The 12,162-nt window shown below is 68.2% G+C and carries 9 protein-coding genes; 4 read left to right on the plus strand and 5 right to left on the minus strand.

What is annotated here, in order from left to right; genetic code table 11:
* Positions 1–5: 5 nt before the first annotated feature.
* Together CXZ05_RS06420 and CXZ05_RS06425 are read right to left on the minus strand one after the other, a co-directional pair.
* A complete protein-coding gene (locus CXZ05_RS06420; protein WP_102971778.1) occupies positions 6–2,555 on the minus strand; it encodes a bifunctional lysylphosphatidylglycerol flippase/synthetase MprF in 2,550 nt (849 codons plus the stop codon).
* Positions 2,556–2,688: 133 nt separating this feature from the next.
* Positions 2,689–3,942: a multicopper oxidase domain-containing protein gene (locus CXZ05_RS06425; protein WP_102971779.1), complete on the minus strand. Its 1,254-nt coding sequence runs from the start codon at positions 3,940–3,942 to the stop codon at positions 2,689–2,691.
* Between the two features lie 391 nt (positions 3,943–4,333).
* Here CXZ05_RS06425 and CXZ05_RS06430 point away from each other — a divergent pair, with 391 nt between their 5' ends.
* On the plus strand, positions 4,334–6,019 hold the full coding sequence (locus CXZ05_RS06430) for a hypothetical protein (RefSeq protein ID WP_102971780.1): 1,686 nt from the start codon (positions 4,334–4,336) through the stop codon (positions 6,017–6,019).
* A gap of 28 nt (positions 6,020–6,047) precedes the next feature.
* On the plus strand, positions 6,048–6,602 hold the full coding sequence (locus CXZ05_RS23050; RefSeq protein ID WP_180987300.1) for a hypothetical protein: 555 nt from the start codon (positions 6,048–6,050) through the stop codon (positions 6,600–6,602).
* Between the two features lie 562 nt (positions 6,603–7,164).
* Here CXZ05_RS23050 and CXZ05_RS06440 read toward each other — a convergent pair.
* The gene (locus CXZ05_RS06440; protein ID WP_308410995.1) at positions 7,165–7,635 is read right to left on the minus strand and encodes a hypothetical protein; all 471 of its coding nucleotides are present in this window, start codon (positions 7,633–7,635) and stop codon (positions 7,165–7,167) included.
* A gap of 241 nt (positions 7,636–7,876) precedes the next feature.
* On the opposite strand from CXZ05_RS06440, the gene CXZ05_RS06445 reads away from it, so the two are divergent.
* The gene (locus tag CXZ05_RS06445) at positions 7,877–8,770 is read left to right on the plus strand and encodes an SGNH/GDSL hydrolase family protein (protein ID WP_258006480.1); all 894 of its coding nucleotides are present in this window, start codon (positions 7,877–7,879) and stop codon (positions 8,768–8,770) included.
* A gap of 286 nt (positions 8,771–9,056) precedes the next feature.
* Here CXZ05_RS06445 and CXZ05_RS06450 read toward each other — a convergent pair whose 3' ends face one another.
* The gene (locus CXZ05_RS06450) at positions 9,057–9,962 is read right to left on the minus strand and encodes a trypsin-like serine protease (RefSeq protein ID WP_102971783.1); all 906 of its coding nucleotides are present in this window, start codon (positions 9,960–9,962) and stop codon (positions 9,057–9,059) included.
* Between the two features lie 205 nt (positions 9,963–10,167).
* Between CXZ05_RS06450 and CXZ05_RS06455 the strand changes: the two genes are divergently transcribed.
* On the plus strand, positions 10,168–11,439 hold the full coding sequence (locus tag CXZ05_RS06455; protein ID WP_102971784.1) for a glycosyltransferase: 1,272 nt from the start codon (positions 10,168–10,170) through the stop codon (positions 11,437–11,439).
* A 71-nt stretch (positions 11,440–11,510) separates the two neighbouring features.
* Here the strand turns inward: CXZ05_RS06455 and CXZ05_RS06460 are convergent, their stop codons facing one another.
* Positions 11,511–12,155, minus strand: a complete 645-nt coding sequence (locus tag CXZ05_RS06460; protein WP_102971785.1) for a DUF305 domain-containing protein — start codon at positions 12,153–12,155, stop codon at positions 11,511–11,513.
* Positions 12,156–12,162 lie beyond the last annotated feature (7 nt).

A 12,162-nucleotide genomic window follows, 5' to 3' on the forward strand; every position in this document is an offset into this window, starting at 1 on the left:
ACTGGTCAGCGGCGGGCGAGGAGGCCGCGCACCAGGGTGAGGCCCTGGCCCAGGTTGATCGACGGCAGGTACGCCCGGGTGATGGCGTTGGCGATCGCGGGCAGGGCAGCCGCGTCCGGATACAGCAGGTACATGGGCTCGTAGTCCGGCTTGAACTTCGCTTTAAACGCCAGCAGGGACCTGAACCCGTACACCGGTTCCAGAGCGGCGCCGAGCCAGTCGAGCATCCGGTCCAGGGCGCCGTTCGCGTCGGTCCCGCCTCCAACGGACGAAGCCGGTACCCGGGCCAGCGGCGCACCGGACAGGCTCATGAATTCACAGCCCTCGTCCTGCAGGCTCAGCGCGGCCGACGCGATGAGGAAGTCGATGCTCGCCCGGAAGCCGTCACCGCGCCGCCGCATGAAGTCGAGCGTCCAGCCAACCACGTATCCATTGCGGTACACCGGCAGCCACGACGCCACCGCGTGCACGGTGTGGTCGGCATCGATCGCGAGCAGGCAGCGGACCTCGGGGTCGTCCAGCTCATCCAGGCTGCCCAGCGTGAAGCCCATCTCCGGGACCTTCTTGTCCGCCACCCACTCCTCGGAAATCGCCTCAATCTGCGCCTGGACAGCAAGAGGCGCCTGGGCAAACGACGTCCACTCCGCGCGGATGCCTGCCTTCGCCGCCCGGTTCAGCGCGGTGCGGATGTCCTGGAACTTCTTGCCGCGGAAGGACACCTCATCCAGCCGCAGCACAGTTTCCTGCGCCACCTGCACCGAGCCCCAGCCCAGCGATCCGGCCAGGCCGCGGAGCTCGTCGGACACGAAGTAGAAGCACGGCGTCCACCCGTTGAGTTGGCTGTTACGGGCGAACTCCGTGAACGCGGCTTCCCGGTCGGCGGGCGGACCAACGGGCGGCCCGAGCGCCACGGCCACCCCGCCGAGCACGCGGTATGCGATGAAGCTCGAACCGGTGAACCAGTAGCTGTTCCCGCTCCACGTGGTCATCCAAGAGAGCGAGCCGCCGCCGTGCGACTTGAGGATGCGCCGGGCCCGTTCCTCGTCCGCGCTGTGCCGCCCGTGGGCCGGACGCAGGAACGTCCGGAGCAGCAGTGCTCCGGTCCATGCCCAGAATGCGACGCCGATGCTTTCGTAAAGGACGACGGCGGCGGTGCTTTCGGGGAAGAACGCCGGTGAGCGGTCCACCAGGAAGCCGAGGGGAAGGAATCTGTCCGGGACGTCGGCCACGAGCTGAGGCAGGCCGGGCGCAGGCGTGAACCCAGATGCCAGAAGCAGTCCCAGTCCCACGTAAATGAGGCTCAGCAAAACCAGGGCAATGACCACCCGGCGCGCCAGCCGCAGGTACGTTCCGCGCGGAGCCTGCACCGGGAACAGGTTCCGGCCGGCCAGCAGAAGCACCATCAGCAAGACGGGCAGGAGCATCGGCAGCACCAGGCTGAGCGGGTGCGAATAACCCGAGAGCTCGATCCCGCCCACACCCTCGCGAGTGGGTGAACCCGGAGGCGGCGGCAGGAGCACACCGGCAATTGTGACGGCGGCCAGCAGCGAAAGCGTTGCCTGGATCAGGAACGCGCCCGCCCATGCGAACCGCCGCCCGCGCCGCAGGCCGTCCGCGAACAGGAGCAGCAGGAACGACGGCAGGATGGCCATGAAGATGCCGCCGGCCCCGGCCCGCAGCTGCAGCTGGGCAGCGGCGCAGTCCCTGAGGCCGGCCGGGCGGGAGCAGGAGGCCTGCAGCGCGGCGGGATCCACCGGCTGGATGTTGGTGAACAGGAACCTGAGCACAGAAAGAGGTCCGACGGCGTGCGGTGCCAGCCCTGCCACCACGGGTCCGACTGCCGCGACCGTCAGGAGCAGTGCCACCAGGATCCGGGCCTCGTGGCGGGAGACGGCGGGCCTGCCGAAGCGCGGCCGGCGGCCCAGCAGCACCGGGCCCAGCAGCCCTCCTGCCACGGCTGCCCCGAGCCGGACCAGGTCCTCGAAGCCGCCCGCATACATCGCGAACAGCAGCAGCACGGCGAGGAGGACCACGCGGATCCGGCGCCGCCACAGGGTGGACAGAGAAGCCGTCGCAGCCATCGCGCCCGCGCAGGCCAGTGCGCTTGGCCCCATAAAGAAGTGCCCGCTCAGGTCGCGGATCCAGCTCCCCATCAGGCCGCGGGCCGCGGCGAGGAACCCGAGTGTCGCGACGATTCCCAGCACGTGCCCGCCCAGCGCGGCCAACGTGAACTTCAGGGATCCCAGACGGCGCTCCAGCGGCAGCCCGGCGAGAAGCACCACGAGTGTGCCCACGACGTACCCGGCCAGGTCCCGCTCCCAGAAGGCGGAGAGCAGCAGAGCCCCCCAGTGATCCGGCACAGAATGTGAGGTGGCCGCAACGTGCGGCAGCAGGAACGGCGGCGGACCGGTGCGGATGCTGGCGGACAAGGCACCTGCCGCCCAGAAGAGGACAACGAAAATGAGGGTGGCGGGGGAGCCGCGCAGCACCCGGGGCCACCCCACTGGCGTCCGGTGGCCGGCGGGTACACGTCGTCCCTGGTCCGGCTGCCGCATGGGTAGAGGGCTCCTTTCAAAGGGCTCTTCGATTGTTCCACACGCCGCAGCCCAACTGACCAGCAGTTGTCGTCGTTATGAACGTTCAAAACGACAACAACTGCCAGTCAGTTGGGCCAAGGGGGAGAGGAGGCTAGTGGGTCGCGGTGTGGTCAGGAGCCGCTTGGGTCACCCCGCCCTCGGTGCCGTCGGCGTTGAGGACCCGGTAGCGGGTGATCATGCCGGCGCTGATGTGGTCGTTGACGTGGCAGTGGAACAGCCAGGTTCCCACGTCATCCGGGACCATGTCCGCCACCACCATGCTGGCCGGCAGGAGGTTGACCACGTCGGTCCGCATCCCGAGTGCTGTCACAGTGTTGCCGTGCCAGTGCGGAGTGTGCAGGTCCACCTCGGTGCCCATGCCCATCAGGTACCAGCGCACCCGTTCGCCCTTCTTCATGGTCAGGGCTTCCAGCGGTTCGTTGCCGTAGACGTAACCGTTGATGGAGTGCATGAGGTTGCTCTCGCCGAAGTCCTCGTCTTCCACTTTCACCGTGGACGGCTTGCCGGCGAACTTGGCGATGTTGCGCTCCAGGTAGGGGCTGGCGTTCTCGTCGCTGACCTTGAACTGCAGGAAGAACTCGCGGTCGACGTCATTCGGGGTGCCGTCAGCCCGGGCCGCGCTGGCCTTGGTGATCACCATGGGTCCCACGAGTCCCGAGTAGTCGTCGGCCACCTCGTCGGTGTGGGAGTGGTACATCCACATCACGGAGCTGCCGTCCATGGGTCCTGGGCCGGCGCGCTCTGGCACCTCATAGGTGTAGGTGTACGTGGCACCGGGGGCCACGCCGTCGTCGTTCTTCGCGGCGCCGGACGTGCCGTCCACGTAGGGGGCGCCCTCGCTGCTCTTGTCGTAGAACACGCCGTGGACGTGGACCGACGCCGGCCGGTCCAGGTTGTTTTTGAAGACAACCTTGATGGTGTCCCCGACGACGCCGCGGATCACCGGACCCTGGTAGCCCAGGTGCTCTTCGGCAGGCGTCCGCTTCTTGAGGGTTTTGAAGGTGTCGTCGGTGTAGGCCTGGTACAGGGATTTGATGTAGATGCTGCCGATCCGGTCCGGTCCCTGCTTGGTGAACACCGAGGCATCCTCGTCGAACGGTTTGCCGGTGATCTGGTTCTTGCCGGAGGGAGCGTAGTTCCACTCAACCTCGTTGGCCGCGATGTAGTACGTGCGGGTCTGCGGCACGTAGGTGACGGCGGCGCTCACCTTCGCGGTGGCCGGACCCGATGAAAACAGCAGCGGTGCCAGCGCGGCGAGGATCCCCAGCAGAATGGTGCCGATGACCCATGCCGGCGGCACCGCTTGAGACCGTGGCCGCTCCGTGAATAGCCCATGGTTGTCCATGGCGTTCCTCCCCTGAATTGGTTGCCCGCCGCAACGGCCGGCTCGAATGGCAGAAACCTAGGCCCGCTGTGTTGGGAATTTCTTGGGGCCTCAGGCCGGTGGGGGACCACCACCCAGCCGGGGGGAAGAACCACGCAGGGGCACAGGTTTTTCCCAACCGCCAGGGAAGATGGTTGGCCTCGGCAACCAAACGTTGCCTTTGCTGCCCCGGCAAAAACAACGTCCGACGTCGGCCCGCACCACGGGCGGTCCACGCACCAGAGCATGTCATCACCTCATTGCGACGCACCTCATGAGCGCAGGAACCCCGTTCCTGCACGTCCCGCACAGGAACTGTCCCGCCCTGGAACCGTTCCGCCCAGGAACAACGGCACCTCCGAAAGGACCAGCCATGAGGACCACCAACGTTCGGCCCACCACGATCCGAAAACTCACCATTTTCTGCGCCGCCGCAGGCCTGATCGCCACCGGCGGCATGGGCACAGCCCTGGCCAAGGGCGGCGGCGGAACAGCCAAGCCGCCCAAGGGGATCGTCTCCCCGTGGGTGGTTCCCACGCTGGCCACCCCCGCCTTCTCCGTCCCAGCCGCCCAGCTGCACGGCTTCGACGACACCGGCCTTGCCCGCAACGCCACCGTGGACGGCGCGGCCTGCCCCACCGCTGACCCGGCTGATTTCGGCGGCACCGTCACCATCAACGGCGTCGTCATCACCATCCCCTGCAACCTCATCGTCCAGATGCCGGCCAACACGCTGAGCTGGGCCGACTTCGTCCACGGCACCGGCGGCAGCGCCCCGCTGGGCACCGACGGCCTGGAGCTCCGGGCCGTGGGCAACACCGTCGGAACAAAGCACATCGCCGGCCTGGCCTTCGTCTCCCAGCAGTCGGCCAACACCGGCCGCGGCGAAATCAAGGGAATCGACTACGCCAACGGCGCGCTGAAAATCGCCAACGCGGCCGGCGGCAGCGTCACCGTGCAGCTGAACGACCCCAAGATCGCCGGCCTGCACGACAGCGCAGGCGCGGACACCGGCCGGTTCAGCAACGGCCAGTCGCCCGACAACCGCTTCAGCGTGGACCAGGACAATCCGACCATCCACGCCGGCACCGGCTACCCCATGTGCGTCCCGCGCACGGATCCCAGCGTGAAGGACGATCCGCTCTGCCCGCAGAAGAACCGGCCACTCGCCCCGGGCTGCCGCAACTTCAGCGTCGCCGGCGTTGTCCTGCCGGCCAGCGGCGAACTCAGCGCGCCGGCGGCCGGCCAGAAGTACTGCTCCCAGTATGTGATGCCGGCCTTCACCGGACTTCCGACGACGGGCCCGGACCCGTCGCAGCAGGCGCCGTTCGAAGTGGGGGACACCGTGGACTACTCGGGCACCCTCATCCACGGCACCGAGGACTACATCTCGGCACACACCGTGGAGGCCAACCTGGGCATCTACACCCAGCCCGGCACCCAGCCCAGCTACCTGGCCATCGGCGAGTTCGGCGTCGGCACCGCGGATCCGCTGGCGACGGCGGCCAACGGCGCAGCCCAGGAAACCCAGGACCGGATGTTCCTCGAGGCCGAGACCACGGACGTCAAGACCGCAGTCGACATCTACTACGAGGACCGCAACCCCGACGGCTCGGTGCGCAACCGCTGGATCAGCCCGTTTGAGATGACAGGCGAGAACGGCGTTCCCATCAGCGGCCCCACCGGCGGCATTACCACACAGAACACCGGGGCCCAGCCGCAGCGGGCCCGGCTGCGGGCCACCAAGGCGCCCAACGGGCTGCTCAGCCAGCCGGACCGGACCGTCCGGGTGGGCGTGCGCAGCCTCTGCCTGCCAACGCCGGTGAACGTCACCACCACCATCAACCAGGCCGCCCTGGACGCGTGCTTCAAGAACGCGCCCATCCGGGCCAACGGGCTCCAGCCGGGGCAGTACATCGCCCCCGTGTTCGAGTACATCTTCCCGGAGAACGTGATGCCGGGCGATCCGATCGTGCCGAACGACCTCTGGCACCTGCCGTTCCTGGTGAACGGCGAGGGCACCGGCAACGCGGCGGCCCTGGCGCCGTCGCCGTGGTGACCCGCACCGTGGTCGGCGGCAGGCTCCCATGAGCTGCTCCTTAGTTCTGTGGCGGGGACTCGCTTCGGGGGTCCTCGCCACTGCCGCGCTCGCCGGCTGCAGCCCGGCCCCGCCGGTATCGGAGCCACAACTCACCGTGCCACAGGTCACCGCACCGCCGGCAACGGGCCAGCCGTCGGCCCCCGTCCCGCCGCCGTCCTCCCTAAAGAGGAGTACGACGGCGGGCGCGGCGCCCGCTCGGGCCGGCGGCCGGCGTCGGGGTTCAGACGGTGACGGTGAAGGCGGAGAGGGTGCCCGCACGGTACCGTCCTTACCCGCCGGCTGGCCGGCTGACGTTCCTGTTCCGCCCGGCCAGCTTCAGGGATCGGGCGGCACCGCCGGATCATGGACCGCGCTGCTGACGGTCTCCGGCGGTGCGGATCAGGTGCTTGCGGCGGCGGGGGCGTTCTATGAGTCGAACGGCTTTACCCGGACCGGCAGCGGGCAGTTGCGCAAGGGCCCGTACGCAATCGTGATGGTGGCGCGGAACAGGGACCACTCCGCGACACAGACGGACCTGACGGTGTCGCTGGGCAAGGGCTAGTAAAAGCAGGCATCACGAAGGGCTGAGCCCGGGTGTGCTGGCAGAGCTATGAACAACCGCCGTCTGCTGACGAGTCCTCGGTCGCGCCGTTTTTGCCAAAAAGGGCCGCTTCGAAGCCACTTCAGGCTGCCCTTTGTAGCGAAACGGCGAAGGGCGAAATGACGAAGCTGGCCCTGCCGGAAGGTGCTCCCCTCTAAAGGCACCGGGCCCGTGGAGGGCTCCGTCGGTCCCGGTGCCAGCCGGTTTTCGCGCGGAAGACGAGTGTCCGGCAATCAAATTCTCGCCAGCCAAGCTTGGGAAAACCTTGCGCACCATGGCCCCGGACGGCGGTGCCCTCCGGAAGCCTTTCCGCCGGGCCCGGAATGCATGGGGGACATTGCGGGCCCGGCGCCTGAACCTGCCATCATTTGCCCCGTGACGGCCGGCCTGTGCGAGTGAGACAACTCTGTCCCGCCTGCCTTGGGGAAAGCTGGGACCACCTTGGGGACCCGCTGGACGGTCGCTGCATGCCCCGGTTCCTCGCCGAGACGCGGCCAAAGGGCGGGGTGAAGTTAGCCGGAAACTACCCGCCCCACACCGAGAATGAGCCGGAGTGCCCGGCGATCACGCTCTGGTAGACGACAAAGAGCCCGGCGAACACGCCCAGCGTTAGGGCCGCGATGCGGGCGGGACGGGAGCGCTGGAGCCCGGCCAGCGCCGGGATTCGCTCGGCCAAGGGCGCGAAGGTGGCGGCGAGCATCAGCACCACAACAAAGAAGAAGACGACGGCGGCGATCTTCAGGATGTCGCCCTGCCGGGCATGGGCCTGGATGGCGTCGGTGGCGCCCCGGGTCTCCTGCAGCTGCTCACCGGCCTGCGCGGTGATGAGCGCCATTGGGGCAAGGATCAGTGCCAGCACGCCCAGCGGCCACGCGAGATATCGGCGGGTCCGGCCAGCCAGACCATAGATGACGGCGCCCAGGCCGGCGAGCGGCCCGAAGACGACGACGCCGTGGACCAGGAGGATGTGGGCCGGAAGGCCGCCGATCAGCATAATTCGAAGCTCCTTGCAGGTCAGAGGGGCGCAGGTGCCTTGAATCTAGCATCGGGGGAGCCGATGGCCTATGGGTTGCGGCCACCCCGGTTTCGGTGGCGGCCAGGCAAGGCCCACAGCCCTCCGGCGGAAATATTTCACAAAAGTGGGAACTTTTCAGGAATTTCCCGCGGTGCTCGAACGTTCCTTGGATAACGCCACAGGCGTACCGCGCCAGGGGCGCAAGGGAGAGGACGAGGCGATGAAAAACATCGGCCACTTTGGACCCCGGAACTTCGCTGCGGACGCAACGGCCCCACACCCCTGGAGCCGGTACGTGGCAATCGGAGATTCGTTCACCGAGGGCATCGGTGACCCCGAGGAACGCTGCGCCGGAGGGCTCCGGGGCTGGGCGGACCGGGTGGCAGAGGAGCTCAGCGCGGAGCGGAAAGACTTTGCCTACGCCAATCTGGCCATCCGTGGCCTGCTGCTGGACCAGATTCTTGACCAGCAGATGGAACCGGCAGCGGAGCTGAAGCCGGACTTGATCACGCTGTCGGCCGGCGGGAACGACATGGTGTTCCACCGCACCGACCCGGACAAGCTGGCGGCCAAGCTGGAGGCTGGAGTTGAACGGCTGAGTGACACCGGTGCCACCATCATGCTGTTCGCCGGGCCGGACTGGCGGCGCACGCCCATCCTGGGGCGCAGCCGCTCCCGGATAGCCATCTTCAACGAGAACATCCGGATCGTCGCCGCCGCGCACGACTGTCTGCTGGTGGACCTGTGGACGCTGCCCGGGCTCAGGGATCCGCGGATGTGGGACCCGGACCGGCTGCACTTCTCGCCGCTGGGCCACCACACCATCGCCATGCAGGTGCTGGACACCCTGCAGGTGCAGCATTCACTGCAGCCGCTGGAGCCGAAGGCCCTGCCGCACAGCAACTGGCGCGACGCCCGTGCCGGGGACCTGGCCTGGGCCCGCACCTACTTCCTGCCATGGGCGTGGCAGCGCATCACGCCGCCGCGCATTCCCCTGCCGGGTGTCCACGACCATCCGGCGCCCGCGCCCCTCCTGCCGAAGCGGCCGGTGTTCGCGCCGGTTTATGCCGTGCGGACCGTTGCGATGAAGGCCGTGGCTGAGTTTCTGGCCTAGCGCCCGGAAACCGGGCGGCGGTACCGGTGAGCGTACGACGGCGGCTGGCCGGCCGCCGTCGTACGTGTCCGACGGCGGGTGGTGCGGCGTGTCCGGCAGCGGGCTGGGGCGGAGCTCTCCCAGGCGGGCGGGCGGCGCGAAAAAGCCCCGCACCATTCCTGAAGAGGCGGTGCGGGGCTTTTCCGTGGGCGGCGACCGATCTGGGGAATCGAATGCCGCCCCCGCAAAAGTTACCCTAAGGTAACCGGCATTCCAATGTGCGACTTTCTGCGCGAGCCGGCCCGGCCTACGGCGTCCCGACGACGATATCCGCGGACTTGATTCCGGCGGTGGCGGTGATCCAGTCGATCACTTCCTGCCGGTCCGTGCGGTAGGAGAAGTTCGTTCCCTTGCAGTAGCGGTTGTGGTTGAACGAGGTGATGCCGGCGATGATGTTGGACTCGGCCGTGCCATAGAACAGCGGCCCGCCGGAGTCGGCAGTGCAGGTGCCGCCGAGGCCCTTGCCGTTGCCGTTGGTCTGGACGTTGTAGCCGTCGGCGCTCGCGCTGGTGAGGTTCGTCAGCTTGGACTCGGCCATAAGCCGCTCCCGGAACGAGGTGTCGGAAACCGGGTTGACCTCCGACATGCCGTAGCCGCTCACGGTGAAGGTTGTTTCCTGCTGTCCTCGTCTGGTGGCCAGCGCATCCAGGGTCCCTGGTGCCGCGAGGCGCGCGTACTCCTCGAGCATGATGGGCTGGGCCAGGATCACCAGGCCGACGTCCTTCGTTTCGGGGACCTCGGCCATGCTGGTGTAGCCGTAGTCGTACAGTTTGGCCGACTCCGCGCACTGCGTTCCCTGCGTTCCCTCCGCACAGGGGCCCGGGTAGCCGGTGTCCGGATCCGTTCCGGTTTCAGGGCTCCAGTCCGCGCCGGCGTCCTGCTGGAAGTAGACCCGCGCCGAGGAACCGACGGCAGTGCAGTGGCCCGCGGTCAGGAACACGGTGGGCGTCAGCAGGGAGCCCGAGCACCTGTGGTGGAAGTCGCCGCCGGGACCGTAGAAAACCACCAGCCCCACGAAGGGGTGCTCGGTGTCCTTGGCATAGTCGCCGGTAACTGCGCCGGCCGGGACGGCCGTGGTCAGGGCCAGTACCGCAGCGGCGGCCAGCACGACGGCGGCAGCGCCGCGGGCGCGAAGTTTCTTCCAAATGCGCATACAAGCCCCAGCTTCCTCATGCACGGACAGCCGGCAGCGCACATCGGAGTACACGGCAGGCGCCAAACAGTCAATGAACCGCGCAAATGTGGCGGTGACTCAAGGTACCACCCGCGGGCAGGTACCGCGCCGCGTGCAGGTCACGGCGCCGGCGAAAGGGGCCGAAGGGCTATTTTGCGGGCGCCGCAGGCCATAGGCTCCAGCCATGTCATCAGTCATCGTTTGCAGCGGCCCCCACGACGGCCACGTTTCGCCCATGCTCGGGGTGGCACGCCGCCTGATTGACCGCGGCCACAGGGTGCGGTTTCTGACCGGCCCCGCCTATGAGGACGCAGTAAAGGACATCGGGGCCGAGTTCCTCCCGCTGGGGCCGGGCGCCGAGTACGCGACCGAATCCAGCGCTGCCACTGGCGTCCAGGCGATCCGCGAGGGCATCCGCGGGCTGGTGATCGAGCCTGCCCGCGGCCAGTATCTGCCGCTGGCGGCGGCGGTCGCTGCCGAACCGACAGACGCGGTCCTGGCCGAGGTCACCTTCGTGGGCGCCGCCACCCTGTCCAGGCTTCCGCGCAGCAAGCGGCCCCCGATCATCACCTGCGGCATCCTGCCGCTGACGCTGTCCAGCCGGGACTGCGCCCCCTACGGCTCCGGCCTGGCGCCCGGCAAGGGACCGGGCGCCCGCCTGAGGAACCAGGCAATGAACTGGCTGGTCTCCAACGTGGTGCTGAAGGACAGCCAGCGGCAGGTGGACGCCCTGACCCGCGAACTGGTGGGAGCGGGGCTGGACGGGCTGTTCATCCTGGACTGGGCCCGCCGCACCGAACTCATCGCCCAGTTCACCGTGCAGGAGTTCGAGTACCCGCGCTCGGACGCGCCGGGCAACCTGCGCTTCTTCGGGCCGATGTCACGCCACGCCGCCTCCGCCTCCGTGACGCCGAAGCCGGAGTGGTGGGGCGAGCTCGACGGCTCCCGCCCGGTGGTTTACGTGACCCAGGGGACCGTCTCCAACGAGGACTTCACGGCCCTGGTGGGTCCCACCCTCGAGGGGCTCGCCGGGGAGGACGTCACCGTCGTCGTCAGCACCGGCCGCCGCCCGCTCGACGCGCTCCCGCCGCTCCCGGCCAACGCCCGCGCCGCCGAGTTCCTCCCGGACGCGGAGCTCCTGCCGAAGGTCGACGTCTACGTCACGAACGGCGGCTACGGCGGCCTGCATTACGCCATGGAAAACGGCGTGCCCATCGTGGTCGCCGGGGACACCGAGGACAAACCCGAGGGTGCCGCCCGGGTGGCCTGGGCCGGCGTCGGGATTAACCTCAAGACCGGCCGGCCCAAGCCGGAGGCCATCCGCGACGCCGTGCGGAAAGTTCTGGGCGACGGCCGGTACCGCGCGGGAAGCCAGCGGATCGGGGCGGCGATTGCCGCTTCCCCCGGAGTGGACGGCCTCATCGACGAGATGGAAGCGATGCTGCGGAAGGTGTGAACGGCGTGGACCGTGCGGGGTTGGCCGGCACCGGGATGTACCGGTGCCGGCCAAGGGTCAGGGGGTTCAGATCAGAGCTTGGCCAGCAGTGCCCGCATGTCCTGGATTTCGGCCTCCTGGGCGGTGACGATGGCCTTGCTCAGGTTGATGGCTTCGGGGTTCTTCCCTCCGGTGGTTTCGGTTTTGGCCATCACGATGGCGCCCTCGTGGTGGGCGATCATCTGGGTCAGGAAGAGCTTTGCCGCTTCGGCGCCTTGGGCGGCGTCGAGTTTCTTCATGTCGGCGTCGCTCATCATGCCGCCCATCCCACCGGCGCCGTGGGTGGACATGTCGTGACCGGAGGGTGCGTGCGTGGGTTCGTTCCAGCTGGTGAGCCACCCGGTCATCGTCTCGATTTCCGGACCCTGGGCGGCCTTGATCTTGGTCGCCAATGCGGTCACTTCTGCGGGGATGTCCTTCTTGGCAAGCATCATGTCGCTCATCTCCACCGCCTGTGCGTGGTGCGGGATCATCATCTGGGCGAACATGACGTCGGCGGCGTTGTGCTCAGCGGCGGCAGCGGGGGAGCTGTTGGCCGGTGTGGAGCTGGAGCTGCCATGGTCCATGCCGGTTGTTGGGGTACCGGTGGAGCCGGGCCCTGTTCCAGTGGCGCAACCGGCCAGGGCAAGAGTCGCGGCGAAGGCAGTGGCGGAGAGGGTCAAAAACTTCTTGGTCATGAAAATC

This window comes from Arthrobacter sp. AFG20, assembly GCF_002892795.1.
GTDB lineage: Bacteria > Actinomycetota > Actinomycetes > Actinomycetales > Micrococcaceae > Arthrobacter.

What these genes read in the sequence shown, in the direction of transcription:
- CXZ05_RS06455 (WP_102971784.1), top strand. Translation starts at nt 10,168, where the DNA reads ATGTCATCAGTCATCGTTTGCAGCGGCCCCCACGACGGCCACGTTTCG.
- CXZ05_RS06430 (WP_102971780.1), top strand. Translation starts at nt 4,334, where the DNA reads ATGAGGACCACCAACGTTCGGCCCACCACGATCCGAAAACTCACCATT.
- CXZ05_RS23050 (WP_180987300.1), top strand. Translation starts at nt 6,048, where the DNA reads ATGAGCTGCTCCTTAGTTCTGTGGCGGGGACTCGCTTCGGGGGTCCTC.
- CXZ05_RS06460 (WP_102971785.1), bottom strand. Translation starts at nt 12,155, where the DNA reads ATGACCAAGAAGTTTTTGACCCTCTCCGCCACTGCCTTCGCCGCGACT.
- CXZ05_RS06450 (WP_102971783.1), bottom strand. Translation starts at nt 9,962, where the DNA reads ATGCGCATTTGGAAGAAACTTCGCGCCCGCGGCGCTGCCGCCGTCGTG.
- CXZ05_RS06445 (WP_258006480.1), top strand. Translation starts at nt 7,877, where the DNA reads ATGAAAAACATCGGCCACTTTGGACCCCGGAACTTCGCTGCGGACGCA.
- CXZ05_RS06425 (WP_102971779.1), bottom strand. Translation starts at nt 3,942, where the DNA reads ATGGACAACCATGGGCTATTCACGGAGCGGCCACGGTCTCAAGCGGTG.
- CXZ05_RS06440 (WP_308410995.1), bottom strand. Translation starts at nt 7,635, where the DNA reads ATGCTGATCGGCGGCCTTCCGGCCCACATCCTCCTGGTCCACGGCGTC.
- CXZ05_RS06420 (WP_102971778.1), bottom strand. Translation starts at nt 2,555, where the DNA reads ATGCGGCAGCCGGACCAGGGACGACGTGTACCCGCCGGCCACCGGACG.